This window comes from Allokutzneria sp. A3M-2-11 16 (assembly GCF_024213555.1).
Classification (GTDB): Bacteria; Actinomycetota; Actinomycetes; order Mycobacteriales; family Pseudonocardiaceae; genus Allokutzneria.
The window spans coordinates 61,434-85,945 of the sequence record NZ_JANAVO010000018.1 but is presented as its reverse complement, the minus strand read 5'-3'; the positions used below and the strand labels follow the sequence as shown (position 1 = coordinate 85,945).

The window sequence follows — 24,512 nt, the reverse complement described above, 5'->3', positions numbered from 1 at the left end:
CCTCTCGGGGGCACGGGATGAAACCCCGGCCCTCGCGATGAGCGTATGGCACGCGCACCCCAGGTAAAGCCGACCCCGATTTCCAGCGGCGGCTCGCTTTCGCTGGAACTTGCGTTGTTTGGCTTTTCGGGCGCCTGGGAATTCACCCTGTAGAGCCATGATCCACTATTATTGTGCGATAGAATAGGGGCATGTTCCCTGTAGATCCCGACCATTACTTGAGGGTCATGTTCACTGCGATGGGGAAAGCTGCGGCGGACTTCGCGGTCGTGTTGATGGAGTATGTCGCTCGGCTTGAGTTGTGTGATCGCGAGTTCGCCGAGGAAATCCTCATGCGACTACTCGCCATCTCAAAGACGAAGGCCGCCCGACTGTTGCAACGCGCGGAAGACCTGACCGGTCGGCCTGTGGTGTTGCGGGCGCTGGCCGAAGGCCGCGTCGACGAGGGCAAGGCGTTGATGATCGTCGACCTGCTCTCGACCCTGTCTGCTGTGCATGCCGCGATCGCTGAAGAGGACTTCCTCGCCTTCGCCGAGACCCACGACTACACCGCGACTCGTCGGCATGCGGTGCGGTTCATCGACAAGCTGGACCCGAAGGCCGCTGAGCGTCGCCACCGGGAGAAGCGGAAGCAGAGGTTGGTGGAGAAGATCCCCCTCGATGACGGCATGTGTCTACTGAGGATGTTCTTCCCCGCCCTGCAAGCCTCGTTGATCTATGACCGGATCGACCGCATCGCCAGGGCCTTGCCGAAGGATCACCGGACGTTGGATCAGAAGCGGGCCGATGTGACGATGGATGTGTTGATGGGTAAGGAAACCGGTGCACCCCAAGGCCGGGTGACCGTCTACCTGACCATGCCGATGGGCTCCTTCCTCGGCCTCAGCAACGAACCGGCCATCCTGCACGGTCACGGACCTCTGCCCGCGAAGATCGCCCGGGATGTGGCCGCGAACGGCATCTGGAAGCGCATCCTCACCGACCCGGTCACCGGGATCGCCGAAGATGTGACCACCTACCGGCCCTCAGTGAAGCAGCGGGAGTTGATCCACGCCCGCTACCCCACCTGCACGGCGATCGGGTGCAACCGGCCCGCGCACCGTTGCGATCTTGATCACTGCTGTCCGTTCGACGGGACGAACACCACCATCGACAACTTGCGGCCGAAGTGCCGCAGGCATCACCGGATGAAGCACGAGTCGAACTGGAAGTGCGAGAACCTGTCAGACGGGCGGCACGTGTGGACGACGCCGAACGGGAAGACGCAGGAGACGGAAGCGGAGCCGATCGCGGAACCGGCGCCGTTCTAGATCGGAAGAGTTCCGGAAATCCTCAGGGGTGAACCGGGGTTCCGCGCTGCTCAGCGGGCTCCCAGCGTTCTCCCAGCAACGACCGGCAGGATGGCGCACCATGATCGGAACAGCGCGGCCTAGCACCAGGGTCCTTGTTGTTGACGACGAACAGGCGATCACTGAACTCGTGTCGATGGCCTTGCGGTACGAGGGATTCGACGTGGTGTGCGCGGCGAGCGTCGCGGAGGCGCTGAACGTGGCGGACCGGTTCACACCGCACGTGGTGGTGCTGGACGTGATGTTGCCGGACGGCGACGGGTTCTCGTTGGCACCGAAGCTGCACGCGCGGCAGGGCGGGGTGCCGGTGCTGTTCCTGACCGCACGCGACTCCGACGAGGACAAGATCCGAGGGCTGACGCTCGGCGGGGACGACTACCTCACGAAGCCCTTCTCCGTGGGGGAGCTGGTCGCCAGGGTGCGCGCGGTGCTGCGGCGGACCGGGGCGGGGCGCGGGGCGGAGCGGCTGGTGTTCGCGGACGTGGAGATCGACCCGCGTACCCGCGAAGTGCACCGGGCGGGGCGGTTCATCGAACTGACCGACACCGAATACCGGTTGCTGCACTACTTCGTCGTGAACGCGCGGGTCGTGCTCACCCGTCAGCAACTCCTCGACCACGTGTGGGGGCAGGCGTTCGCGGGGGAAGCCGGGAACCTCGAAACCTACGTGTCCTACCTGCGGCGCAAGCTCGACGACGGGCCACGGCTGATCCACACGGTGCGGGGCGTCGGCTACGTGATGCGGCTACCCCGGTGACACGGTGACACGGTGACGTGGTGAGCCGATGACCGGGCTGCGCCGCAGGATGCTGCTGGTGATGGTGGTCCTCTCCGCCGTCGCCATGACCTCCGTCGCGACGCTGATCTTCACCTCGATGCGCTCCTTCCTGTTGCAGCGCACCGACGAACAGCTGGACCTGGTCCGGGTGCCGCTCGGCGCCAAGCTCGCCGGGGAACAGATCAAGGAACCACCGCAGGAGATCCGGCACTCCCTGGTCAACATCTTCGGCGTGGTGCGCGGGCCGGACGGGCGGTTCGGGCCGGAGACCAGGCTGGGGGCCGGGACGTCACCGGCGGACCGGCCGGTGCTCGACGACCTGCCGGAGATCGGCTCGCCGAAATCCGTGGAAGGCCACGCGGGGGTGCGGTACCGGCTCGCGGCCTACTCCGCGTTCAGCCCGCAGCAGGGCACGCTGTACGTCGCGATCCCGCTGACCGACGTGGACGCGACGCTGGACCGGCTGTTCGTGCTCGTCGTGGTGATCACCGCGGGCGTGCTGCTGGCACTGCTGGCGTTCGCGTTGTCGTTGGTGCGCATGGGATTGCGGCCGTTGGACGAGATGGAGGCGACCGCGACCGCCATCGCCTCCGGCGAGTTCCACCGGCGCGTCGCCTACGTCGACAAGACCACCGAGGTGGGCAGGCTCGGCCTCGCGCTGAACACCATGCTCGGCCGCATCGAGGACGCGCTCGACCAGCGGTCCCGGTCCGAACAGCGGCTGCGGACCTTCGTCGCCGACGCCAGCCACGAACTGCGCACACCGCTGACCTCGATCCTCGGCTACGCGCAGATGTTCCACCGCGGAGCCGCCGACGACCCGGACGACCTGCACACGGTGATGCGGCGGATCGAGGACGAGTCCTCGCGGATGGCGCGGCTGGTGGAAGACCTGCTGGTGCTCGCCCGGCTCGACGAAGGGAGGCCGCCGCGGCGCGCGGAGGTCGACGTGGCCGCGCTGTGCCGGGACGCGGTGCTGGACGCGGGCGCGCACGAGCCGGGCCGGGTCATCACCGGACCGGGGGACGAGCCGGTCCTCGTCTTCGCTGACGCCGACCAGCTGCGCCAGGTGTTGGCGAACCTGCTGCGCAACGCCGTCAAGCACACGCCACCGGGCACACCGGTCGAGGTGGTGCTGACCAAGGTGGGCGGGGAGATCACGATCGACGTCGTCGACCACGGCCCCGGCATCCCCGCCGAGTACCACGAGCGGGTGTTCGACCGGTTCTTCCGGGTCGCGGCGGGACGGGAGCGCGACAGCGGCGGGGCCGGGCTCGGACTGTCCATCGCGGCGGCCGTGGTGCGCGCGCACGGCGGGAAGATCAGCGTGGTAGACACCCCGGATGGTGGAGCGACATTCCGCTTGGTGCTTTCCGGTGAAACCCGATTCCCAGGCTCCTCCCAGACTCGGCCCAGCAACGGTTGAAGATCGACCGCGACCGTATCGATCATGGAGTCCACCAAGGCCCCGACCGGGGAGATCGCCGAACGCCTCGGCCCGGTGATCACCGCGCCCCGGCCCACCGTCGACATCGTCGTCCCCGTCTACAACGAGGAACAGGACCTCGGCCCGAGCGTGCGCAGGCTGCACGCCTTCCTCGCCGAGTCCGGGGCGTTCCCGTTCGGGTGGCGGATCACCGTCGCCGACAACGCCAGCACCGACCGCACCTGGGAGATCGCCGGGGAACTGGTCGGCGAGCTGACCGGGGTCAGCGCGGTGCGGCTGGACGCCAAGGGACGCGGGCGGGCGCTCAACGCTGCGTGGACGACCAGCGACGCGGAAGTGCTGGCGTACATGGACGTCGACCTGTCCACCGACCTCGCCGCGTTGTTGCCGTTGATCGCGCCGCTGGTGTCCGGGCACTCCGACGTGGCCATCGGCTCCCGCCTCGCACGGGGCGCGCGGGTGGTGCGCGGACCGAAGCGCGAGTTCATCTCCCGTTGCTACAACCTGATCCTGCGCGGCACCCTGCGCGCGCGGTTCTCCGATGCGCAGTGCGGGTTCAAGGCCATTCGCAAGGACGTCGCCGAGCGCCTGCTGCCGTTGGTGGAGGACACCGGCTGGTTCTTCGACACCGAACTGTTGGTCCTCGCCGAACGTTCGGGGCTGCGCATCCACGAGGTGCCGGTGGACTGGGTGGACGATCCGGACAGCACGGTCGACGTCCTCGCCACGGCCATCGCCGACCTGCGCGGCGTCGCCAGGCTCACCAGGACGCTGGCCTCCGCGACGATGCGGGCCCAGCTGCCGACGACGCTGCGCTCCGCGCTCGCCGACGAGCATCCCGGGGTGCCGAAGGGGATGAGCGCGCAGCTGCTGCGCTTCGCCGCCATCGGCGTGGTGTCCACATTGGCCTATCTGATCCTCTATGCCCTGCTGCGGCCGATGATGGGAGCCTTCTCCGCGAATGCCTTGGCACTGCTCACCTGCGCGGTCGGCAACACCGCCGCGAACAGGTTGTTCACCTTCGGCTTGCGCGGGCCGGAGGGGCGGATGCGCTCGCAGTTCGAGGGCCTGATCGTCTTCGCGCTCGGGCTCGGGCTCACCTCGGGTTCGTTGTGGCTGCTGGAGAACTCCGCCATCGGCAGTGGCACCACCGTCGAACTGGTCGTGCTCTGCCTCGCCAACGCCGCGGCGACCCTGCTGCGGTTCGTGCTCTACCGGAACTGGGTCTTCCGGCCCGGCCGTGGAAAGGACATCGCTCGATGAGTAGGCCCAAATGGGCGCTGGCCGCGATCCTCGCACTCGCCGCGGTGCTCTACGCGTGGGGCATCTGGGCATGGGGTTGGGGGAACAGCTACTACACCGCCGCGGCGCGGTCGATGTCCAGCGGCTTCGTCAACTTCCTCTTCGGCGCCTTCGACCAGGCGGGCGTGGTCACCGTCGACAAGCCGCCGTTCGCGCTGTGGCCGCAGGTGGTCTCCACGTGGATCTTCGGGTTCCACGGGTGGGCGGTGCTGCTGCCCCAGGCGGTCTTCGGCGTCGCGGCGGTGTACCTGCTGCACCGGACCGTGCGGATGTGGGCGGGGGAGAACGCCGCGCTGCTGGCCGCGCTCGTGCTCGCGCTGACGCCGATCACCGTGGTGATCAACCGGGACAACAACCCGGACACGCTCCTGGTGCTGTTCCTGGTCGCAGCCGCCTACGCCGTCACGCGGTCGATCCAGCCGGAGATCGGCGCCGGATCGGCGACGCGGTGGCTGCTGCTGGCCGCCTTCCTGGTCGGCTGCGGGTTCAACACGAAGATGCTCGCGGCGTGGATCGTCGCCCCCGCGCTGGTCGCGGCCTACCTGGTCGGCTCGACGGCGGCGTGGCGGCGGCGGATCACCGACACGCTGGCCGCGGGCGGTGTGCTGCTGGTGAGCTCGCTGTGGTGGGTCGCGCTGGTCGACCTGTGGCCGGGCCGCAGGCCCTACATCGGCGGCAGCACCAACGGCACCGCCTTCGACCTGGTGATCGGCTACAACGGGCTCGCCCGCATCCTGGGCATGGGCGGCGGCGGACCCGGCGGCATGCCGGGGGACGTCCCGGCGGGTTTCCCCGGCGGCCAGGGCATGTCGCGGGTGATGCGCAACGTCATGATGGGCGGCGATCCCGGTCCCGGCCGCATGTTCAACGAGGCGATGGGCGGCCAGATCAGCTGGCTGCTCCCGGCCGCGCTGGTCATCCTCGTCGGCGTCGTGCTGGCGGGCAGGCGGAACGCGGACGTCCCGGCGCACCAGCGCGCGGGCTGGGTGCTCTGGGGCGGCTGGCTGCTGGTCAACGGCCTCGTCTTCAGCTTCGCCGGAGGCATCTTCCACTCCTACTACACCACGGCGCTGGCCCCGGCGATCGCCGCCCTGATCGGCGCGGGAGTCGTTGCGGCGCAACGCGTTCGCTTCGGGGTGCAGGGTCTGGCGGTGCTCACCGCGGGGTGGGCGCTCGTGGTCGTGTACCGCAGCCCGGAGTGGAACGGGTGGGTCGGTCCGGTGGTGATCGTGCTCGCCGTGCTGGCGATCGCCGCGTTCTGGGTGAACGTACGGGTGGCCGCGCTCGTCGGGGTGGCGGCGATGCTGTTCACACCGGCGGTGTGGTCGGTCTCCTCCGCTTTCGGGCCGCCACCGGCGAACGCCAGCCTGCCGACGGCCGGTCCTGACTCCAGTGTGGAGCTCGTGGAGATGATGCCGCCGCAGATGGCGGAGATGGCCGGGGGCAACTGGACGAACAAGGGCTACCTCTCCGATGAGCAGCGGAAGGTGCTGGACCACGCGACCGCGCGATCCGGCGGCGCTCGGATCACGCTGGCGGTGGACGGCGGCGCGATCATGGCGTCGAACTTCGTGCTCAACAGCGGCCGGGTGGTGATCGGTTTCGGCGGCTTCATGGGCGCGGACCCGGCGCCGACGACCGACGAGCTGGCGGGCTGGGTGAAACGCGGTGAGCTGCGCTACGTCCTGGCCGGACGGATGAACATCGGCGAGCTGACGGGGCGCGGTGGCGAAGCCAGCAAGCGCATGACGTGGGTGCGCGACAACTGCACGGTCGTGCCTCGTGAGGAGTACGGCGGAACGACGAGCGTGCTCTACGAGTGCCGTTAGGCCATGGCCCAGCGGAGGAGGCCGACGATGCCGTGCCCGGCGAGCTGCACCGCGGTGCGTTCGACGGGCGGGAAGTACGGCAGGCGCAGCGGCCACCGGCTCCACGGCGGCAGCGCGGCGACGGCGGCCGAAGCCAGTGCGGTGTAAGGCGCTCGGGCCAGCAGCGGTAGTGGTGGCTTGAAGAGGAGGAATCGAGCGGTGTCCCGAGCCTGCGCGGTGCCGCGCAGCTCGGGGCGGTACGCGTCGAGCACGGCAGCCAGGTCCGCGCGGGAGCGTGGCGGACCGAGCACGCCGAGCCCCTCGGCGATCCGCGCGGTGTCGGCCACGTAGGAGTCGCATTCCTTGGAGCTGAGCGGTTTCGGGCCGTAGCGCTGGTAGCAGCGGAGGAAGCTGTCGATCTCCGCCGCGTGCACCCAGCCGAGCAGGTGCGGATCGGCGGCCCGGTACGCGCGACCGTCCGGCGCGGTGCCGCGGATGCGCTCGTGCACCGCGCGGACGTGGGCGATCGCCTCCTCCGCGTGCTGGGCGGTGCCGAAGGTCGTCATCGCCAGGAAGGTGCTGGTGCGCTGCAACCGGCCCCACGGGTCGGAGCGGTAGCCGGAGTGCCCGGCGACCGCGGCCATCGCCAGCGGGTGCAGCGACTGCAACAGCAGCGCGCGCAGGCCGCCGACGAACATCGACGCGTCGGAGTGCACCCGCCGGATCGCGCTGCCCTCGGCGAACCACCTCGGGCCCGGGGTGGTGTCGATGCGGTCGCGGTTGGCCGCGCCGTCCGGGCCCGCCACGCGCTCGAAGAGGCTCGCCCCCACCCGCTGCCGCATGCCGTTCAGCCCGATCGTCATCCCCACCCCTTCCGGCCACGACCAGCATGCGGGCCGGGGGTCGTGACCGGGCCACGGTTCGGTCTCAGGACGATCGAGCGAGCACGTTTCGCGTCCCGGCCGGTGGGGTGGGGATAATGCGGGGGTGGACCATCTGGTGTGGGAGCACTTCCTGGTGACCGTCGGCGAGGTGACGCAGCAGACCTGGGACGGGCAGACGGTGCGGCAGTGGCCCGCCGGGAGCCTGTTCGAGGAGCTGGTGTTCGCCGGTTACCCCCTCGCGCACAACCCGGAGGCGCCGGACGAGTTCTGCCCGGCCCCCGAGTGGTTCGAGTTCAGCGTGGACCCGACGACCGGCAAGGTCATCGTCTTCGCCGAGCTCGACGCCTCGGCGCCCTACGACCTCACCGAGAACGGGGACGTCGTGCGGGCCTGGCGGGACGCGCACGTGCCCGGTTAGCCCGCGAGCTTCCCGTTTCGTACTCATAACGGGCTCAGGAGCGCCCCAAGAAACCGCTATGAGTACGAAACGGAAGCGGGTCAGCGGAGGCGTGGAGCAAGCCATTCACGCGCCCCGCGCACCACGTAAACTGTGGCCCATGCATCCCACCCGCCCTCGTGCTCAACGTGAGGCGGCCTCAACCTAGAGATCTCCCGTTTCGTACTCATAGCGGGAAAGGGAGCGCTCCCAAATCCCGGCAAGAGTACGAAACGGAAGATCTTGGCGGCCTCAGCGCGGGATGAGGGCGGGGGATAGCGGGGCTAGCGGGTGATGTGCTGGTGGATCCAGGGGAGGTTCGCGGCGATGCCGGTGTAGAGGCCGATGGTGCCGCACCCGGCCTGGACGTTGTCGCCAGGACCGCGGGTGGCGCCGACCAGGGTCCAGTCGCCGCGGGTGCCGACGATGGCGGGGCCGCCGGAGTCGCCGTAGCACCCCGAGTGCTGCCGGTCGCCGGAGATGCAGACGTCGGTGGGGGAGCCGCCGCCCGGGGCGCACCGGCCGCTGGGCAGGACGGTGCGGTCCATCTCCTGGAGGATGACCGGCCGGGTGCAGCCGGGGTGGCTGGTGCAGCCCCAGCCGATCTGCCGGATCGGGCTGCCGGGCGCGGGGTTGACCTGCGCCATCCGGACCGGGGTCGAGCGCGCGGGCTGGGCGAGCCGCATCAGGGTGAGGTCGCTGCCCGGCTTGACGATCCGGCGGTCGATCCGGCCGATCTCGCCGCCGGAGTTCTTGTTGATGGAGCCGATCCGGCCCTGCGCGGCGTTGCCGCAGTGGGTGGCCGTGACGATCCACTGCGGGGCGACCAGGCTGCCCCCGCAGTTGTTGCTCAACCACACCATGAACGAGTAGGTCTCGGTGGCGTCGTGACCGCCGATGATCGTCGGCCGGACGTCGCTCGCCGCGGTCCCGGTCAGGGCGAAGGTGAGGGCGCACGCGCCCAGTACGGCGGAGATGGTTCTGCGCATAGGACTCTTCCCATCCGTTGCGTCGCAGGGGAAGCGGAAGAGTCGCAGCCGCTCGCGCTCAGTGGCCACATGCGAAAGGAGGTCGACTGCGCGCGTCGAACGGTCGAACGGATGTGCTTGGGGCGCAAGGGAAACTGCCGCTCCGATGACGTTCGACCGAACGCCCGGACAGTTGACGGCGCAGCCTGGGCGGCCCTGGTCGATTTCATCGGGATTTCATTCCTCGGAACTACGGTCCGCCGCCATGAAAGCACGTTCTGTTTCCCGTTTTCCGGCGATCGCCATCATGGGCGCCGGTTTCGGTGGGCTGTGCATGGCCGCCGAGCTCAAGCGAGCCGGGATCGACTCCTTCACGATCTTCGAGAAGGAGGGCGACGTCGGCGGCATCTGGCGGGACAACACCTATCCCGGGTGCGGCTGCGACGTCCCGTCGCACCTGTACTCCTTCTCCTTCGAGAAGTACCGGGACGTCGCGCTGCGCTACCCCGAGCAGCGGGAGATCCTCGCCTACCTCCAGCACGTCACGGACTCCTACGACCTGCGCGGGCACCTGAGGACCGGCGCCGGGATCGCGTCGGCCGACTACTCGGAGAGCACCGGGCGCTGGGTGGTCCGCACGACGAGCGGCGAGACGCACATCTTCGACATCGTGATCTCCGCCGTGGGGCAGCTGCACCGGCCGAAGCTGCCCGACATCCCCGGGCGCGACGATTTCAAGGGCGAGTCCTTCCACACCGCGAAGTGGAACCACGACTACGACCTGTCCGGCCGGGACGTCGCGGTGATCGGCACCGGCTCCAGCGGCGCGCAGCTGCTCTCGCACGTCGCGCGGGTGGCCAGGCGGGTCGACGTCTACCAGCGCACGCCCAACTGGGTCGTCCCCAAACCGCGGACCGAGTTCGGCCCGGTCACCCGGTGGGCCTTCACGCGCCTGCCGTTCACCCAGAACATCTACCGCGCGCTGAACTACCTGGCGGCGGACCTCGCGCTCTCGCCGATCATCGCCCGGGGCTGGTCGGCCCGTCCCGCGGAATGGGTCGCCCGGCGCCACCTGCGCAAACAGATCCGCGATCCGCTGCTGCGGGCGAAGCTCACCCCGGACTACCCGATCGGCTGCAAGCGCATCCTGATCGACAACACCTTCTACCCGACGTTGAACCGGGCCAACGTGGAGCTGGTGACCGACGGCATCTCCCGGATCACCCCGACCGGGATCGTGACCGCGGACGGGGAGCACCGCGACGTCGACGCCGTCATCTACGCGACGGGCTTCCGCACCACCGAGTTCCTGGTGCCGATGCGCGTGCGCGGCCGGGGCGGGGTGAGCCTGGACGAGCGGTGGGCCGACGGCGCGGAGGCGTACCTGGGAATGGCGCTCCCCGAGTTCCCCAACCTCTTCTTCGTGCACGGGCCGAACACGATCCTCGGCCACAACTCGAACATCTTCATGATCGAGTGCCAGGTCCGGTACGTGCTGAGCTGCCTGCGCCTGCTGCCCGGCGGGGGCCTGCTGGAGGTCCGGCCCGAGGCGATGCGCGACTACCAGCGGTGGCTGGAGAAGGCGATCTCCAGGACCGTGTGGCCGACGGGCTGCCAGAGCTGGTACAAGACCGCGTCGGGACGGGTGACGAACCCCTGGCCCGCCTCGACGATGCGCTACCGGAAGCTCACCCGGCGCGATCCGGCCGACGCGTTCCGCGTGCTCACCCCGTAGGTACCGGCCGCCATGGCACCACGAGGTTCCCGGGTTCGAAAAAGTGCTCGGTTGACCGGTGGTTGGCGGCTGGGTTTGATGTCGGAAAGAAATGCCGCCCCAGGTGGAGCGGCATTTTCCGACATTGAAAACCTGCGAGAGGCGCGGCGTGACTTCTACAGGACTGCTGCCGTTAGGTGACGCCATACCAAGCACTGTCCTTGATTATCTTTTCCGTTTCCGGAGGCTTTCCTCGGCGACGGACCCGTGTGCGCGGCGACCGTGCGCGCGATGCTTCGAGATCCATCGGGCCAAGGTGGACGCGTTCATCCGCGTTGGCGAACCGATCCATTTCGTCATCCCGGCTTTTCCGGCGAAGTCGCCGAACACGAACAAGGTGCTGGGGAAGCTGCCCGACCTCGCCGAGCGGCTCGCGCTGGAGTTCATCCAGTCCTTCTGCGACCACATCAGCCACTTCTACCCGCCGGGCGCGCGGGTCACGATCTGCTCGGACGGCCACGTCTTCGGCGACGTCGTCGGGGTGGCCGACGACGACGTCACGGCCTACCACGAGGAGCTCCAGCGCGTTCTGACCGCGTCGGGCTGGGCCTCGGTGGAGCTCTACGGGCTGCCGGAGGCGTTCGGCAGGCGCGACTACCCGAACCTGCGCGGGCTCCTCGACCGCGATTACGCGACCCCGGTCGACGACCTCAGAGGACGAGTCCGCCGGGAGCCGGAATGGCGCGCGCTGTTCAACGGGATTCACCGGTTCGTCTTCGAGGACCAGGTCGCCGCGGGCGCCGGTCGTAGCCGGTCCAAGATCCGGCAGGAGGCGAAAGAGCTCGCCTATCAGACGATCCAGCGCAGCAACGCGTGGAGCTCCGTGGTGGCCGAGCGATTTCCCGGAGCACTCCGGTTGTCGATCCACCCGCAGGCGCCGCATTCCGAGAAGATCGGGTTCCAGTTGCTCCGCACGAAGGACAACTGGCTCACGCCCTGGCACGGAGTCGTTTTCGACAACGGCGTGAACTTCACCCTCGTCAAACGATACGAAGCGGAACGGATGAACGCCTCGGTCATCTGGCGGGACAACCGCCCCAGTCATTTCGTGGCGCCGCACCTCGGACCGGACGGAGGACTCCTCCCATGACGTCGACCTCCCTCGACCCCACCACCCTGCGGCGCACACCGCTCACCCCTTTCGGCCTGCTGGTCGAGGCGAGCGACGGCCTGGCGCTGACCGACCTGCCGCCAGAGGTGCTCGCGCGCTGGACCGAGGAGGCGCGGGTGCTGGTCCTGCGCGGGTTCCCGCTGCTGGACACGGAGGGCTTCGCCGCCTACTGCCACCGGTGGGGCGAGGTGCTGCGCTGGGACTTCGGCGAGGTCTTCGACCTCGTCCAGCACGAGAACCCCAAGAACTACCTGTTCGCGCGCGGCGACGTCCCGTTCCACTGGGACGGTGTGTTCGCCAAGAACACGCCCGGCTACTTCATGTTCCAGTGCCTGGAGGCATCCCCCGGCGCCGGTGGCGAGACGGTCTTCAGCGACACCACGCGCGTCTACCGCGACGCCCCGCCGGAGCTGCGTGCCCACTGGTCGCAGATCAGCGTCCGCTACGCCACCGACAAGCTGGCCCACTACGGCGGCGATGTCACGGAGCCGCTGGTCGCGGTGCACCCGCGCTCGGGCATGCCCACGGTGCGCTACGCCGAGCCGCTGGACCCGGAGTCCTTCCTCAACCCGTTGTTCCTGGAGGTCGACGGGGTGCCGGAAGCGGAGGTCCCGGCGCTGCTGGAGGACCTGGCCCAGCGGCTGCACCAGCCCCGCTACTGCTACCCGCACGAATGGCGGACCGGCGACGTCGTCATCGCGGACAACCACGCGCTGGTGCACGGCCGCAACGCCTTCACCGGTGAGTCCGTCCGCCACCTGCAACGCGTCCAGGTCATCTGAGGAGAGGGAAGTCCATGAGCGAGGACATCTCGTCCGGCTACGACGTGATCATCATGGGCGGCGGTCCCGCCGGGTCGACGCTGGGCGCGTTGCTGGCGAAGCGGACCGGCCTGCGGATCGCGCTGTTCGACAAGGAGGTCTTCCCCCGCGAGCACATCGGCGAGTCCTTCGCGCACCCCCTGGTGCCGGTGCTGGCCGAAACCGGGGTCCTGCCCAAGGTGCTGGCCAGCGACTGCTGGGTGAAGAAGTTCGGCGGCGTCTTCAACTGGGACGCCAACGACCCCAAGGTGACCTTCTTCGACCACGCCAACGTGCTGGAGGACGGGGTCTACCGGTGGTCGATGCACGTTGACCGCGCGGAGTTCGACCACATCCTGCTCGACCACGCCGCGGAGCTGGGCGTGGAGGTCTTCCAGGGCACGTCGGTGCGGGAGCTCGAGCCGCGGCCGGACGGGTGCGTGGTGACGCTCAAGGACGGGCGCACCGTGCGGGGCCGGTACTTCGTGGACGCGTCGGGACGGCGCAACAGCATCGCGGCCAAGCAGAAGCGCCAGTGGCTGTCCGGCTACCGCAACATCGCCATCTGGCAGCACTTCCTGCACGGCGAGCCGACGCAGAGCCTGCCCGGTGACTGGAACGTCTTCCGCGAGGAGAACCTGTCGCCGATCGGCTGCTTCGCCTTCCCGGACGGCTGGTGCTGGTACATCCCGGTGCGCAAGCTGGTCGACGGCGAGCGGAAGCTGACCCACTCCATCGGCATCGTGACCAACCCCGAGGTGCTCAAGCAGCCGGGCAAGGACTTCACCGACCAGGCCACCTTCCTGCGCACGGTGCACGAGGTGCCGCTGCTGAAGGACCTGATCGGCGCCGTCGAGCCGATCGCGGACAAGATGCTGACGGCGACGAACTACTCGATGATCAACGACCGCTTCGCCGACTACGACGAGCGGTGGATCCTGGTCGGCGACGCCGCGTACTTCGTGGACCCGCTGTTCTCCTCCGGCGTGGCCTTCTCGACCACGCAGGCGGTCGCGGTCGCCATGCTGCTGGAGCGGACGCTGTCCGGCGAGCTCTCCGAGCAGGCCGAACGGGACCTGTGGCGGGACTACGACGAGGGCTGGCACGGCATGGCCGAGACCTTCGCCCTGTCGATCGACCAGTGGTACCACGCGATCGGGAAGAACAACCCGGACAGCATCTACTGGCAGAGCCGGGGGACCGGCGACGACACCGTCCTGGACATCCAGGAGCGCACCTTCGACGCCCTGCTGAACACCGCGTTCACCCCCGACCTCCTCCAGCTCATGACCCAGGGCACGAGGCTGACGGCCGACCTGGACCGCGAAGGGCCCTTCGTGCGGACCGCCGAGCGCGCCGAGCCGGGAGTCCTGGAGCCCGACACCCCGCTGACGCTGGCCGAGGGGGCTTCCGTCCGGCTCGGTGTCGGCATGGACGTGCCCGGGTTCAAGGCGTTCGTCCCGCCGCCGCCGTTCGAGCTGCCGACCGAGCTGAAGCAGGCGATCGCCCGGTACTGGGAGGACCCGATGGGCGACGGCGGCGCGCTGCCCGGCCCGCTCGACGCTCCCGTGCCCTGTCACCGGTTCTTCCTCGCCGAGCGGCCGGACGTCTCGGAAGTGCGCGGCCTGGACCGGGATGGCGCGGCGGAGCTGTGGCACCTGTTGTCGGCGGGGCCGGTGACGGTGGGCCAGCTCGACGAGAAACTCACTGTGCCCCAACGGCAACTGCTGAAGAGGCTGGTGCGCGCGCAGATCGTCCGAGTGGGCGAGCAATCGGCATGACTGTGTCGGCACGGTGGCGCCAGCTGACCGCCTACGGGTTGTTCGCGCTGGTTCCCGCCCTCGGTGTCGCGTTGGTCCTGCGCGGTCGGTCGGCGGGACCGGTGCACGATCCCGTCGGCTCGGACCCGGCACCCCGGGCCGACGTGGTGAACCTCCTGCTCGCGCTGCTCACGGTGGTGGTGGCGGCGTGTGTGGCCGGTGCCATCGCACGAAAACTCGGCCAACCGCCGGTGATCGGCGAGATCGCGGCCGGGCTCGCGCTGGGCCCCTCACTGGCACCCGGGATGTCGGCGGCGTTGTTCGGCCCCGGCGTGCTGGTGGTGCTCGATGCGTTGGCGCAGCTCGGCGTGGTGTTCTTCATGTTCCTGGTCGGCGCCGATGTGCGGCTGTCCCTGTTACGCGGCAACGGTTCACGGGCGTTCGTCCTGGGACACACCGGGATCGCCGTGCCGTTCCTGTTCGGTGTCCTGATGGGAGCCGGGCCGCTGGACGAGTACCGGCCCGCCGGGGTGGCCTCGTTGCCCTTCACCGTGTTCTGCGGCGTGGCCTTCAGCGTGACCGCCTTTCCCGTACTGGCGAAGATCCTGCTCGCGCGGGGCCTGAGCCGGACCCGGCTGGGCACGCTCGGGTTGGCGACCGCGGGCGTCAGCGACCTCACCGCGTGGTGCGTGCTGGCGTTCGTGGTCGCGGTCGCCCGCGAGTCGGCGGCGGGCGGAGTTCTCGGCACCGTGCTGTTGAGCGTGCTGTTCTGCCTGGTGATGTGGTTCGTCGTCCGCCCGCTGCTGGCGTGGTTGATGGCCAGGCTCGGCGATCACGCGACGGTGGTCGCGGTGGTGCTGCTGGGTTTCCTGCTCTGCGCCGCCGCCGTGACCGAGGTGATCGGCATCGGCGTGATCTTCGGCGCGTTCATGGCCGGGCTGGTCGTCCCGCGCGAGACGCACGTGGTCGACGAGTTCGCCGAACAGCTGTCCGCCCCGGTGAACTGGTTGCTGCTGCCCGTTTTCTTCGCCGCGGTCGGACTGCGCACCGACATCTCCACCCTGCGCGGCGGCATGTGGGTGCTGCTGCTGGTCATCGCGGTCGGCATCGGCGGCAAGCTGCTCGGCACCTGGCTGCCCGGCCTGGTGGTGGGGCTGCCGGCGCGCCGCGCCGCCGCACTGGGCGTGCTGATGAACTGCCGCGGCCTCACGGAGATCGTCATCCTGCAGATCGGGCTGTCGCTCGGCGTGCTCTCCGTGGAGCTGTTCACCATCTTCGTGATCATGGCGCTGGTCACCACCGCGATGACCAGCCCGCTGCTCACCCTCCTGCACCGCGGCGACCCCGACGACGCCGCGGGCTCCGTCCCCATCCGTTCGAACATCGGAACCGCTGTATGAGCATCGGCATCGTGGGAGCGGGCATCTCCGGTCTCCACCTCGCGCTCCGGCTGCACCAACTCGGCATCGACGCGACGCTGTACACCGACGAGACGGCGGAGGACATCCGCGCCGGGCGGCCGAGGAACTTCGTGACCCGGTTCGACTCCACCAGGGCCAGGGAACGCGCGCTCGGCGTCGCGCACTGGGAGTCCGGGGAGTCCGACAACGCCTGGATGCACCTGCACGTGGAGGGCGGCCCGTCCTTCCGCGGCAAGCTTCCCAACCCCGCCAGTTCGCTGGACTTCCGGATCTACCTGGCCGCGCTGCTGGAGGACTACGTGCGGCGGGGTGGTCGGCTGGTGCGGCGGTCGGTGCCGGACCGGGCGGGGCTCGCGGAGCTGGTTGGCGAGCACGACCTGCTGGTGGTGGCCGCCGGTCGGACGGCGTTGACCGAGGTGTTCCCCCGAGACCCCGAGCGGTCGCCGTACCTCGCGCCCCGCAGGCATCTCGTCGGCGGTCTCTACCACGGCATCGAGCCGCCGGAGCCCGCCGGAATGAGCATGCACATGATTCCCGGCGCGGGGGAGATCCACGCACCGAGCTACTACTCCTTCGCGGGCCGGGTCACCGCGGTGCTGGTCGAGGCGGTGCCGGGTGGACCATTGGACGAGCTGGCGCGATGGGATCAGGCCGCGGACCCCGGCGGTTTCGGCCGGGCCCTGCTGAACGCGATCGCCGTCCACGCGCCTTCGTTGCGGGAGCGGGTGCGGGAGCTCGCGCTGACGAGGCCGGAGGACTTCCTGCAGGGCGCGGTGACCCCGGTGGTGCGCCACGGCTGGGCCGAGGTCGCGGACGGCACGTTCGCCTTGGCTATCGGGGATGCCTGGATCGTCAACGATCCGATCACCGCGCAGGGCGCGAACCTGGGCTCCCGCAACGCTTTCCAGTTGGCCGAGGTGTTGCGCTTCAGCACTCCGCCGTATGACGAGGAGTTCTGCCGGAAGGTGTCCGAGCAGCTGTGGTCCACCGCCGGGAACGTCGTGGACTGGACGAACCTGTTCATCGGTGAACCGCGGCCGCACCTGGGGCAGCTGATCTCCGAAGCGGCCGACGATCAGCGCGTCGCCGACGCCTTCGTGCGCAATCTGGATGACCCGGAAGCCATGTGGCACAGCATTTCCGGACCGGAGGCGACCGCGCGGTTCCTGGATCGGGCTCGCTCGGCGGAGGCCGGGGCATGAGCGTCGAAGTCGGGCTGGCGTGGGGGACCAGCGGCTCTGTCGAGGCGGGGCGCACCCTGCTCGGCGCCGCCCGCGCGGCCGGGCTGGACTCGTTCTGGACGCTGGACCACTTGATCAGCGCGTTCCCCAGAGCCTTGTGGGACACCGAGTTCACCTTCCAGGCCGCCCAGTCGCCCACTCCGGACGACTGCCTGGACTTCGCGACCGTGCTCGGCCACCTGGCCGGTGGCGCCGGTCCGGTGCGGCTGGGCGTCGGGGTCACCGACCCGCACCGCCGCCATCCCGCGCTGCTGGCCCAGACCTTCCTGACCCTCGCCCAGCTCACCGAGCGGGCGCCCGTGCTGGGCATCGGCGCGGGAGCACTGGAGAACCTCCAGCCCTACGGCATCGCGCACGACCGCCCGGTCGCCCGGGTGGAAGAGGCGCTGAAGCTGATCAGGATGTGCCTGGAGGCGCGGGGACCGCTGGACTTCCAGGGCCGCTTCTTCACCCTGGACAAGGCGCTGATGGACCTGCGCGCCCCGGAAGGCCGCACGCCTCGGATCTGGCTCGGCGCGAACGGCCCGCGGATGTTGGAGCTCACCGGACGCCACGCGGACGGCTGGTACCCGTGGGAGCCCATGACTCCCGAGGAGTACGCGAGGCGGCTGGCCGTGGTCCGCGCCGCGGCCACCGCCGCCGGTCGGGACCCGGACGGCATCACTCCGGCGCTCGGACTGTCCATTGTGGTCGGACGAACCGATGAGGCAGTACGGAAGTTGTTGTGCAGCACGCCGATTCGCTACCTCGCGCTGCACTCCAGTGCCGCTGCATGGCGTGCACACGGGGCCGCGCACCCCTTCGGAGAGGACTACCGCGGCCTGCCGAAGCTGTTGCCGCACCGGCTTGGCCGGGACGAGGTGACGCGGGCGATCAAGGCCGTGCCGGACCACGTGGTGGCCACACAGGTCGTCGCGGGCACTCCGCGGACCGTGCTCGCCAGGATCGCCGAGTTCGTCGACGCCGGTCTGCGGCACGTCGTGCTGATCCCGGCGTCGGCGCTCGTCTCGGTCCAGGACGCGGAGTTCGCCGTGGAGACGGTGGCGTGGTTGGCCGAACAGCTGCATTCCAACCCCAGAAGGACAGGGACATGACAAGCATCGGGATCGTGGGCGCGGGGATCGCCGGGCTGCACCTCGCGCTCCGGCTCCAGCAGTTTGGCGTGCACACCACCGTCCACACGGACCACACCGGCGCGGAGATCCGGGCGAGCAGGCCGAGGAACTTCCCCGCCAGGTTCGGCCAAACACAGGCGCGCGAGGACTTGCTGGGCGTGCACCATTGGCGGTTCCCCGACGCCCAGACCCACACGTGGCACGTCACGCTGCACGGCGCGTCCACGCTCGGTTTCCGGGCCGACCTGAACCCGCCCAGCAGCGTGGTGGACTTCCGGCTCTACCTGCCCCAGCTGATGGCCGACTACGCCGATCGCGGTGGTCACATCGTGTTCGGGACGGCCTCGATCGACCGGCTGGCGCGCGACCACGACCTCGTGGTGGTCGCCAACGGCAGCCCGTCGATGAAGCGGCTGTTCCCGCGCGATGCCGACCGCTCGCCCTACTCGGCGCCGCCGCGCATCCTGTGCACCGGCCTGTACCGGGGGATCGGGGAGGCCACGCCGCATTCGATGGACATCCACTTCCTGCCGGGCGTCGGCGAGATCCTGCGCCTGCCGTTCTTCTCCCTGGACGGACGGGTGGACGTGCTGGCCGTCGAGGCCGTGCCGGGCGGGCCGCTGGAACCCTTGTGCCACATGGACGCCACGGCCGATCCGGCGGCGTTCCACCGGGCGGTGCTTGAGCTGCTGGCCACGCACGCGCCGAGCCTGCGGGAGCGCGTCGACCTCCGGGAGTTCGCTCTGACCGCGCCCGGTGGTCTGGCCCAGGGCGGCATCACCCCGGTGGTCCGGCACAACTGGGCGGACCTCGGGGAGGGCACGTTCGCGCTGGCCATCGGAGACGCCTGGATCGTCAACGACCCGCTGTCCGCGCAGGGCACCGGGCTCGCCTCGCTGACCGCGTTCACCCTCGCCGACGCCATCGCCAGCACCCTGCCGCCCTACGACGAGATGTTCTGCCGCGCGATGTCGAAGCAGCTGTGGGACGGCGTCAGCGACGCCGTGAACTGGAGCAACGCCTTCCTCGCCCCGCCACCGCCGCACGTGCTCCGCCTGCTCGCCGAGGCGGCGGGCGACAAGCGCGTCGCCGACGCCTTCGTCAACAACTTCAACGACCCGGCCGCCATGTGGCGGGCGGTGTCCAGCCCGTGGGGCGCGGAGTCCTTCCTCACCGAGACAGCCGGGAAAGGTCCATGACGAACTACCAGACCGAGGCCAGAGGCCGCCTGATCACCGAAGCCGAGCAGACCGCCGTGTGGCTGCTCGGCGGCCTGGCCCAGATCCGCGTGCCGGGCGCCGCGACCGGGAACACCTTCACGGTCGTGCAGCACACCGGGAAACGCGGCTACAACACACCGGAACACGTGCACCACTACGAGGACGAGCTGTTCCTCGTGCTCGACGGAACGCTGCGCATGGTCTGCGACGGGCGCGAGTTCACCGCGGCGGCGGGGGCGACGGTGGTCATCCCCAGGAACACCCCGCACGCCTTCGTGATCACCTCGCCGACCGCCGCGTTCCTGACCATCCACGTCACCCCGGAACCCGGGAACCGCCCCCAGTTCGACCTGTTCCTGGCGGCCGAGCTGCCGCGGGCGGCCGAGCTGAGCCTGCCGCCGGAGTCCGTGGAGTACGACCTGGACCGGCTGGTCTCCCTGGGTGAGGAGTACGCGTTCACCCGGGTCGGCCCCGCCCCGACACCCTGAGGACCTGACATGCCGCTTCCCCTCCTTTCCTTGATGCTGTGCGTTTTCAGCGTCACCACCGCCGAGTTCGTGATCGCGGGCATCCTGCCCGACGTGGCCACCGGCCTGTCGGTGTCGATCCCCGCGGCCGGTCTGCTGGTGACGGCCTACGCGCTGGCCATGGTCGTCGGCGGCCCGGTGCTGACCGTGCTGACCACCCGCATCGCCCGCAAGCCGCTGATCGTCGGCCTGATCGGCGTGTTCGTCCTCGGCAACCTGGTCGCGATGGTGGCGCCGAACTACCCCGTCCTGCTCGTCTCACGGGTGGTCAGCGGGCTCGTGGTGGCCACCTTCTTCGCGGTCGCGGTGGTCATCGCCGTCTCGATGGCCCCGCCGGGCAAGCAGGCGTCCACCGTCGCGAAGCTGGCGCTGGGGATGAACCTGGCGACGATCCTCGGTGCCCCGATCGGCACCGTCATCGGCCAGAACTTCGGCTGGCGGTCGACGTTCCTGGCCATCGCCGTGTTCAGCGTCCTGGCCCTGGTGCTGGTGCTGCGGCTGGTGCCCATGCAGCCCACGATCGCTACCGGCTCGGCCCTCGCCGACCTCCGAGTGCTCCGCGACCGCAACGTCCAGCTCGCCATCGCGGTCACGGCCGTGGGCAACGCCGGGATCTTGGTCGTCTTCACCTACATCGCGCCCCTGCTCACCGATGTCAGCGGGTTCGCGGCCGGTTCAGTCGCGCCGCTGCTGCTGGTCTACGGCGTCGGTGCCACCATCGGCAACCTCGTCGGCGGCTGGCTGTCGGACCGGGCCCTGATGCCGTCGCTGCTCGGCCTGCTCGGGGTCCTCACCGGCGCGCTGGTGCTGTGCTGGCTGGTCAGCGGGAGCCAGGTGCTCACCGCGGGCATGGTCTTCGTCATCGGCGCGTTGGCTTTCGCGATCATCCCGGGCATGCAGACCCGGGTCATCGGCACCGCCAGTGCCGCGCCCACGCTGGGCATCGCGGTGAACGCCTCCGCCTTCCAGCTCGCCAACGCGTTCGCGGCGTGGCTGGGCGGCGTCGTGATCGACAGCGGGCTCGGGCTGCGGTCGATCTACCTCGTCGGCGCGCTGGTCACCGTGGCCGGGGTGCTCGTGGTGGCCTACTCCTGGGCGCGCGACCGCAGGCTCGCGCCCGCCGTGCCCGTCCAGGCCGCCGACTGACGTCCGTCCACAAAGGAGTCTCCGGTGCGGATAGCGGTTCTGGGAACGGGAATGGTCGGCCGGGCCCTCGGTACCGGGCTGGTGCGGCTCGGCCACGAGGTTCGGATGGGGTCGCGCACCGCGGGCAACCCGGTCGCGGCCGCGTGGGCGGAGCAGCTGGGACCTGCGGCGAGCGCGGGCGACTTCGCGGCGGCCGCGGCGTTCGGCGAGGTGATCGTCAACGCCACGGCCGGGCACGCCTGCCTCGCCGCGTTGCGCGCCGCGGGCGCCGACCGGCTCGCGGGGAAGGTCCTCGTCGACGTGTCGAACCCGCTCTACGCCTCCGGCGAGCGGTGGGCTGGCCACTCCCGCAGCCTCGCCGAACGCATCCAGCGCGCCTTCCCCGAGGCCCGCGTGGTGAAGACCCTCAACACGATGAGCGCGGCGGTGATGGCCGAACCGTCCAGAGTGGACGGTCAGCACACCGTGTTCCTCAGCGGCGACGACAGCCGGGCGAAGGAGGTCGTCGCGGCGTTGCTGTCCGACCTCGGCTGGACCGAGGAGAGCATGATCGACCTGGGCGGCCTCGGCACGGCGCGCGGGACCGAACTGCTGCTGCCGCTCGGCCTGGACCTGTGGAAGGCGTTGGGAACCGCGAACTTCAACTTCCACGTCCAGCGCCCCGAGTCCACCCCGTTCTTCCCCGTTTCGTACTCATAACGGGCTTTGCGCCCTACCGAACCCGCTATGAGTACGAAACGGGACAAGCGCACTCGCCCCACCCACACGCGCCTCGCCCACGCGTACACCCCTCATCCTGTGCTGAGGCCGCCAAGATCTTCCGTTTCGTACTCTTGCCGGGATTTGGGAGCGCTCTCTTCCCCGCTATGAGTACGAAACGGGGTTACCTAGGTTGCGGCCGCCGGAGGTGGGGTGTGGGGGCGGTCGGGGGGCATGGGCACAGTTTACGTGGTGTACGCGGGTCGGCTGATGTTTTCCACGGCCCAGTCGTGCATCTGGCGCAACAGGGCGAGCAGGCTGTGACCGGCGGGAGCGAGGGAGTACTCGACGGTGGTCACCGTCGACTCCCGCACCTCCCGGCTCACCAGCCGGGCCCGTTCCAGGTCGCGCAGCGTCTGGGTGAGCATCTTCTGGGACACGCCGCCGATGGCGCGCCGCAGCTGACCGTGCCGCACCGGCCCGTGCTTGAGCGCGAGCAACACGTCGACCGACCACTTGCCGTCGATCAGGTCCAGGACGCGGTGCGCCTGGCACCCCGAAGGGCCCAGGTCCCCGCCGCAGGAGCCGGAATCGCGCGCTGTCGCGCCAAGCTGAACAGTCATCATCCTCGTCATCCGATACACCGGCCGAGCCGTCATTGCACGTCACCGTATGGGTGACTTGCCAGAGCGTGAAGCGCGTGTTCCGGATGGAGCTATCCGCTGCGCCGATAAGGAAACGGTTACTCGCATTCCGGTGGCAGTGGCGCGCTGAGCACGGCGTCGAACAACGTGCGCGCCGCAGTGCTCATCGGCCTGCCGTTGTCCCAGAACACCGCGACCCGGCGCCGGTGCGCTCCCGAGTCCAACTGGCGCACGGCAAGACCGGCGGTGGTGCAGATCGATGCGGCGAGCGCGTTGAGGACACCCACCCCCAGCCCGGCTTTGACCAACGCGAACAGGGTTTGCGGCTGTGTGGTCGCTTGACGTGGGCGGGCCTCCAGTCCCTGTGCGTGGAACAGGGCGGAGACCTCGGGGCCGCATTCCCGTGAGCCCCTACGGCCGATCACGATCAACGGGTGGTCCGTGATGTCCCGCACTCGCAACGGTTCCGGTAGTCGCGCGAGCGGGTGCTCGTGCGGGTGCGCCACCACGAGTGACTCGCTCCACAGTGGAGCGCGGCCCGACGGCTCCGGGTGGGGTGGTGGCGCCACGGGGCGGAGGTAGAAGTCGAGTTCGCCCGCCGCGTGCGCCGCGTCGAGCTCCAATGTGGACCGTTCGACCAGCCGCACCTCGATACCCGGGTTCGTCACGGCGAAGCGCTCCAGCACCGCGGGCACGAACGCCGCACTGGGACTGGGAAAGCTGCCGAGCGTGACCAGGCCGCGGGTGCCGTCGCGCAGAGCTGCCATCGCCGCGTCCGCCGCTTCGAGCTCACCCAGGATGTTCCGCAGGTGCCCGGCGAGCTCTCGGCCCGCCTCGGTGACGGTGACGGGGCGCGTGCTTCGGTCGAACAGCGGCAGGCCCGCCGCGCGTTCGAGGGCGCCCACGTAGGTGCTGACCCGGGGCTGGGAGCGGTGCGTCGCTTCGGCGGCGGCGCTGAAACTGCCCGTGTCCAGCACCGCGAGAAAGGACACGACCCATTCCAGCCTCAGGTCCCTCCGAAGCACTTCAGCACCTCACTATTCGTCCTGCGCATAAGTTCATCGCGAAGACGCGCTTCAGCTGGGAAAACCCCCGACCTACGGTGGCGTTGCCGACTACGAGAGCCGCCGAGGAGAAGTCGTGACCGATGTCGTGTCCATGGGTGAACCGCTCGTCGAGTTCAACGCCGAGGTGCCGGGCCTGCTGCGCTCGGCGCGCGGGTTCTTCACCGCGTACGGCGGGGACTCCGCCAACTTCGCGGTCGCCGCGGCCCGGCTGGGCGGCCGATCCGCGTACCTCACCCGGATCGGCGACGACGAGTTCGGCGCGGCGTTGCTGGACTCGTGGCGATGCGAGGGGGTCGACACCTCCGGCGTCCTGGTCGACCCGGAAGCCTTCACCGGCGTCTACTTCATCTCCCGCACCGACACGGGACACGATTTCACCTACTACCGCAAGGGATCGGCGGCCAGCGGGCTGCGCAGCTCCGACGTTCCCGAGGACGTCGTCCGCGATGCGCGGCTGCTGCACGTCAGCGGGGTGACGCAGGCGATCAGCACCTCCGCCTGCGACGCCGTCTTCCACGCGATCGAGCTGGCGAAGCGGCACGCCACGTTGGTCTCCTACGACCCGAACCTGCGGCCCGCGCTGTGGCCGCCCGCCCTGGCCAAGGCGATCGCCCTGGCGAGCATCCAGGCCGCCGACATCGTGCTGCCGAACCTCGACGAGGGCCGGGCGCTCACCGGCCTCGACGAGCCGCGGGAGGTCCTCGCCGCGCTGCGCGACCGCACCGACGGCCTCGTGGTGCTGAAGCTGGGCGCGGACGGGGTGCTGCTCGGCCTGCCGGGCGGGGATGTGCACGTGCCGCCCTACAAGGTCGTCGCCGTGGACGCCACGGGGGCGGGCGACGCGTTCGCCGCCGCGTTCGCGGTGCGGCTGCTGGCGGGGTTCGAGCCCGAGGAGGCCGCGCGCTTCGCGGTGATCGCGGGCGCGCTGACCACGACGGGCAAGGGGGCGATCGGTTCCGTCCCGGTCCGGTTGGACGTGGAGCGACGGCTGCTCCTGCCGAACTGAGCGGAAGGG

22 protein-coding genes are annotated in these 24,512 nt (G+C 69.8%); 18 read left to right on the top strand and 4 right to left on the bottom strand.

Translation table 11 applies throughout. The features are described from left to right. Positions 1 to 227: 227 nt before the first annotated feature. The 5 genes from NLX83_RS36935 (at position 228) to NLX83_RS36915 (ending at position 6,705) form a co-directional block, all read left to right on the top strand. Entirely contained in the window at positions 228 to 1,310 is a 1,083-nt protein-coding gene (locus NLX83_RS36935) for an HNH endonuclease signature motif containing protein (RefSeq protein WP_254239920.1), read from the top strand. Positions 1,311 to 1,410: 100 nt separating this feature from the next. Next, positions 1,411 to 2,106, top strand: coding sequence for a response regulator transcription factor (locus NLX83_RS36930; RefSeq protein WP_254239919.1), 696 nt, complete (start codon positions 1,411 to 1,413; stop codon positions 2,104 to 2,106). A 28-nt stretch (positions 2,107 to 2,134) separates the two neighbouring features. Then, positions 2,135 to 3,553 carry a sensor histidine kinase gene (locus NLX83_RS36925; protein WP_254239918.1) on the top strand — a complete coding sequence of 473 codons (1,419 nt, stop codon included), beginning with the start codon at positions 2,135 to 2,137 and terminating at the stop codon, positions 3,551 to 3,553. A 24-nt stretch (positions 3,554 to 3,577) separates the two neighbouring features. Then, a complete protein-coding gene (locus NLX83_RS36920; RefSeq protein WP_254239917.1) occupies positions 3,578 to 4,837 on the top strand; it encodes a bifunctional glycosyltransferase family 2/GtrA family protein in 1,260 nt (419 codons plus the stop codon). Next, complete coding sequence (locus tag NLX83_RS36915; RefSeq protein ID WP_254239916.1) at positions 4,834 to 6,705, top strand: ArnT family glycosyltransferase; 1,872 nt, start codon at positions 4,834 to 4,836, stop codon at positions 6,703 to 6,705. The genes NLX83_RS36920 and NLX83_RS36915 overlap by 4 nt, the downstream gene beginning before the upstream one ends. On the opposite strand, the gene NLX83_RS36910 is transcribed toward NLX83_RS36915, so the two are convergent. Then, positions 6,702 to 7,547: an oxygenase MpaB family protein gene (locus tag NLX83_RS36910; RefSeq protein ID WP_254239915.1), complete on the bottom strand. Its 846-nt coding sequence runs from the start codon at positions 7,545 to 7,547 to the stop codon at positions 6,702 to 6,704. The two genes, NLX83_RS36915 and NLX83_RS36910, sit on opposite strands and share 4 nt — an antisense overlap. A gap of 124 nt (positions 7,548 to 7,671) precedes the next feature. Here NLX83_RS36910 and NLX83_RS36905 point away from each other — a divergent pair, with 124 nt between their 5' ends. Beyond that, positions 7,672 to 7,986, top strand: coding sequence for a hypothetical protein (locus tag NLX83_RS36905; RefSeq protein ID WP_254239914.1), 315 nt, complete (start codon positions 7,672 to 7,674; stop codon positions 7,984 to 7,986). Positions 7,987 to 8,288: 302 nt separating this feature from the next. Here NLX83_RS36905 and NLX83_RS36900 read toward each other — a convergent pair whose 3' ends face one another. Then, positions 8,289 to 8,993, bottom strand: a complete 705-nt coding sequence (locus NLX83_RS36900; RefSeq protein WP_254239913.1) for a S1 family peptidase — start codon at positions 8,991 to 8,993, stop codon at positions 8,289 to 8,291. A gap of 244 nt (positions 8,994 to 9,237) precedes the next feature. On the opposite strand from NLX83_RS36900, the gene NLX83_RS36895 reads away from it, so the two are divergent. The 11 genes from NLX83_RS36895 (at position 9,238) to NLX83_RS36845 (ending at position 21,786) form a co-directional block, all read left to right on the top strand. Beyond that, on the top strand, positions 9,238 to 10,707 hold the full coding sequence (locus tag NLX83_RS36895; protein ID WP_254239912.1) for a flavin-containing monooxygenase: 1,470 nt from the start codon (positions 9,238 to 9,240) through the stop codon (positions 10,705 to 10,707). Positions 10,708 to 11,002: 295 nt separating this feature from the next. Further along, complete coding sequence (locus tag NLX83_RS36890; RefSeq protein WP_254239911.1) at positions 11,003 to 11,836, top strand: L-tyrosine/L-tryptophan isonitrile synthase family protein; 834 nt, start codon at positions 11,003 to 11,005, stop codon at positions 11,834 to 11,836. Then, positions 11,833 to 12,639: a TauD/TfdA dioxygenase family protein gene (locus NLX83_RS36885; RefSeq protein ID WP_254239910.1), complete on the top strand. Its 807-nt coding sequence runs from the start codon at positions 11,833 to 11,835 to the stop codon at positions 12,637 to 12,639. Before NLX83_RS36890 ends, NLX83_RS36885 begins: the two co-directional genes overlap by 4 nt. Positions 12,640 to 12,653: 14 nt before the next feature. After that, positions 12,654 to 14,438 carry an NAD(P)/FAD-dependent oxidoreductase gene (locus NLX83_RS36880; protein WP_254239909.1) on the top strand — a complete coding sequence of 595 codons (1,785 nt, stop codon included), beginning with the start codon at positions 12,654 to 12,656 and terminating at the stop codon, positions 14,436 to 14,438. Beyond that, the gene (locus NLX83_RS36875) at positions 14,435 to 15,817 is read left to right on the top strand and encodes a cation:proton antiporter domain-containing protein (protein WP_254239908.1); all 1,383 of its coding nucleotides are present in this window, start codon (positions 14,435 to 14,437) and stop codon (positions 15,815 to 15,817) included. Before NLX83_RS36880 ends, NLX83_RS36875 begins: the two co-directional genes overlap by 4 nt. Beyond that, positions 15,814 to 17,040: a styrene monooxygenase/indole monooxygenase family protein gene (locus tag NLX83_RS36870; protein ID WP_254239907.1), complete on the top strand. Its 1,227-nt coding sequence runs from the start codon at positions 15,814 to 15,816 to the stop codon at positions 17,038 to 17,040. The genes NLX83_RS36875 and NLX83_RS36870 overlap by 4 nt, the downstream gene beginning before the upstream one ends. Continuing rightward, positions 17,037 to 18,173, top strand: coding sequence for an LLM class flavin-dependent oxidoreductase (locus NLX83_RS36865; RefSeq protein ID WP_254239906.1), 1,137 nt, complete (start codon positions 17,037 to 17,039; stop codon positions 18,171 to 18,173). Before NLX83_RS36870 ends, NLX83_RS36865 begins: the two co-directional genes overlap by 4 nt. Continuing rightward, positions 18,170 to 19,393 carry a styrene monooxygenase/indole monooxygenase family protein gene (locus NLX83_RS36860; protein ID WP_254239905.1) on the top strand — a complete coding sequence of 408 codons (1,224 nt, stop codon included), beginning with the start codon at positions 18,170 to 18,172 and terminating at the stop codon, positions 19,391 to 19,393. The genes NLX83_RS36865 and NLX83_RS36860 overlap by 4 nt, the downstream gene beginning before the upstream one ends. After that, positions 19,390 to 19,902, top strand: a complete 513-nt coding sequence (locus tag NLX83_RS36855) for a cupin domain-containing protein (RefSeq protein ID WP_254239904.1) — start codon at positions 19,390 to 19,392, stop codon at positions 19,900 to 19,902. Before NLX83_RS36860 ends, NLX83_RS36855 begins: the two co-directional genes overlap by 4 nt. A 9-nt stretch (positions 19,903 to 19,911) precedes the next feature. Next, positions 19,912 to 21,087: an MFS transporter gene (locus NLX83_RS36850; RefSeq protein ID WP_254239903.1), complete on the top strand. Its 1,176-nt coding sequence runs from the start codon at positions 19,912 to 19,914 to the stop codon at positions 21,085 to 21,087. A 24-nt stretch (positions 21,088 to 21,111) separates the two neighbouring features. Continuing rightward, complete coding sequence (locus NLX83_RS36845) at positions 21,112 to 21,786, top strand: NADPH-dependent F420 reductase (RefSeq protein ID WP_254239902.1); 675 nt, start codon at positions 21,112 to 21,114, stop codon at positions 21,784 to 21,786. 245 nt (positions 21,787 to 22,031) lie between these two features. On the opposite strand, the gene NLX83_RS36840 is transcribed toward NLX83_RS36845, so the two are convergent. Next, positions 22,032 to 22,409 carry a winged helix-turn-helix transcriptional regulator gene (locus NLX83_RS36840; protein ID WP_254239901.1) on the bottom strand — a complete coding sequence of 126 codons (378 nt, stop codon included), beginning with the start codon at positions 22,407 to 22,409 and terminating at the stop codon, positions 22,032 to 22,034. Between the two features lie 119 nt (positions 22,410 to 22,528). Beyond that, entirely contained in the window at positions 22,529 to 23,455 is a 927-nt protein-coding gene (locus NLX83_RS36835) for a LysR family transcriptional regulator (RefSeq protein WP_254239900.1), read from the bottom strand. A gap of 115 nt (positions 23,456 to 23,570) precedes the next feature. Between NLX83_RS36835 and NLX83_RS36830 the strand changes: the two genes are divergently transcribed. After that, the gene (locus NLX83_RS36830; protein ID WP_254239899.1) at positions 23,571 to 24,503 is read left to right on the top strand and encodes a sugar kinase; all 933 of its coding nucleotides are present in this window, start codon (positions 23,571 to 23,573) and stop codon (positions 24,501 to 24,503) included. The last annotated feature ends 9 nt before the right edge of the window (positions 24,504 to 24,512 follow it).

Excerpts from the sequence above, each read along its gene's own strand:
- NLX83_RS36870 (WP_254239907.1), top strand. The coding sequence starts at position 15,814 with ATGAGCATCGGCATCGTGGGAGCGGGCATCTCCGGTCTCCACCTCGCG.
- NLX83_RS36880 (WP_254239909.1), top strand. The coding sequence starts at position 12,654 with ATGAGCGAGGACATCTCGTCCGGCTACGACGTGATCATCATGGGCGGC.
- NLX83_RS36865 (WP_254239906.1), top strand. The coding sequence starts at position 17,037 with ATGAGCGTCGAAGTCGGGCTGGCGTGGGGGACCAGCGGCTCTGTCGAG.
- NLX83_RS36850 (WP_254239903.1), top strand. The coding sequence starts at position 19,912 with ATGCCGCTTCCCCTCCTTTCCTTGATGCTGTGCGTTTTCAGCGTCACC.
- NLX83_RS36840 (WP_254239901.1), bottom strand. The coding sequence starts at position 22,409 with ATGACTGTTCAGCTTGGCGCGACAGCGCGCGATTCCGGCTCCTGCGGC.
- NLX83_RS36935 (WP_254239920.1), top strand. The coding sequence starts at position 228 with ATGTTCACTGCGATGGGGAAAGCTGCGGCGGACTTCGCGGTCGTGTTG.
- NLX83_RS36900 (WP_254239913.1), bottom strand. The coding sequence starts at position 8,993 with ATGCGCAGAACCATCTCCGCCGTACTGGGCGCGTGCGCCCTCACCTTC.
- NLX83_RS36915 (WP_254239916.1), top strand. The coding sequence starts at position 4,834 with ATGAGTAGGCCCAAATGGGCGCTGGCCGCGATCCTCGCACTCGCCGCG.
- NLX83_RS36925 (WP_254239918.1), top strand. The coding sequence starts at position 2,135 with ATGACCGGGCTGCGCCGCAGGATGCTGCTGGTGATGGTGGTCCTCTCC.
- NLX83_RS36920 (WP_254239917.1), top strand. The coding sequence starts at position 3,578 with ATGGAGTCCACCAAGGCCCCGACCGGGGAGATCGCCGAACGCCTCGGC.
- NLX83_RS36895 (WP_254239912.1), top strand. The coding sequence starts at position 9,238 with ATGAAAGCACGTTCTGTTTCCCGTTTTCCGGCGATCGCCATCATGGGC.
- NLX83_RS36875 (WP_254239908.1), top strand. The coding sequence starts at position 14,435 with ATGACTGTGTCGGCACGGTGGCGCCAGCTGACCGCCTACGGGTTGTTC.
- NLX83_RS36885 (WP_254239910.1), top strand. The coding sequence starts at position 11,833 with ATGACGTCGACCTCCCTCGACCCCACCACCCTGCGGCGCACACCGCTC.
- NLX83_RS36930 (WP_254239919.1), top strand. The coding sequence starts at position 1,411 with ATGATCGGAACAGCGCGGCCTAGCACCAGGGTCCTTGTTGTTGACGAC.
- NLX83_RS36855 (WP_254239904.1), top strand. The coding sequence starts at position 19,390 with ATGACGAACTACCAGACCGAGGCCAGAGGCCGCCTGATCACCGAAGCC.
- NLX83_RS36860 (WP_254239905.1), top strand. The coding sequence starts at position 18,170 with ATGACAAGCATCGGGATCGTGGGCGCGGGGATCGCCGGGCTGCACCTC.
- NLX83_RS36910 (WP_254239915.1), bottom strand. The coding sequence starts at position 7,547 with ATGACGATCGGGCTGAACGGCATGCGGCAGCGGGTGGGGGCGAGCCTC.